The sequence below is a fragment of the Jiella flava genome (genome assembly GCF_017349315.1).
Classification (GTDB): Bacteria; Pseudomonadota; Alphaproteobacteria; order Rhizobiales; family Rhizobiaceae; genus Jiella; species Jiella flava.
In genome coordinates this window covers 1-839 of the sequence record NZ_JAFMPP010000046.1, presented here as the reverse complement: position 1 = coordinate 839, position 839 = coordinate 1, and the positions used below count along the sequence as shown (strand labels likewise).

Sequence of the window (839 nt, the reverse complement as noted above, 5' to 3'; positions counted from 1 at the left end):
GCCGAACGCGCCAAAAATGGTTCATTTGAAGATTGGGTCAATCAATTTGGACATGACTGGTTTGGTTATCCGGTCCCATGGGCACAAGACGGTAATGCGAAAGCATACAATGAACGCTGGGCACGTGAAGAGACAAAACGGGCGGAAACTCTCCAAGATGCCGCCGACACGGAATATGCAATTGCCAAAGGCAAGCTAAAGGAATTTTTTGTTTCCCTCTGGCATGAGATCAAGCGCCGCTGGAAAGAATGTGGCGTATTGTACGCTGTCGCCACAACGGCGACCGACGCCGCGTTCTTTGTTGGAGAACTAGCTTTAGGTGCGGGTCTCACAGCAGGCGCTATAAAACTTCTCAAATCTATCAAGTTTATGACCCACATTTCCGGGGTTGCCAGTGGCATAGGCGGTGCTGTCGCGGAAACGGCTATCGTTACGAAAGACACTCTGGTCTCTGTCACTGCCGTTATGGGCGCTCCTGGCAGTGTCATGCGAAGGATCATTAGAACTTACAAAGCAGGAGATTTGGAGGCAGAAGTCGAGGAACTGCAATATCATTCTGGCGTTTTGCGCGAAGACCCGCAGAAGCCGTTAAAAGATAATGACGCGCCGGATGAAAAGAAGAAAACGAACGCAGAGAAGGGTAAACGGGCTGAAGCTCAGGCGCGCCAGCGACTTGCGGGCGAAGGCTACCGGGACATTCGAGAACTCAAGAATAATTCGGACAACGGGATCGACCTTGTTGGACGAAACCCCGAAACTGGAGCCGTCAAGGTCGTTGAGGTAAAGGCAAACAGTGCTAGTCTGAATGAGCTTCAGAGCGAAGGCGGACCGAAATATGC

1 protein-coding gene is annotated in these 839 nt (G+C 51.4%); it reads left to right on the top strand.

The genetic code is table 11. The features are described from left to right. On the top strand, positions 1-839 hold an 839-nt coding region (locus J1C48_RS18750), incomplete at both ends, for a hypothetical protein (RefSeq protein ID WP_207259521.1).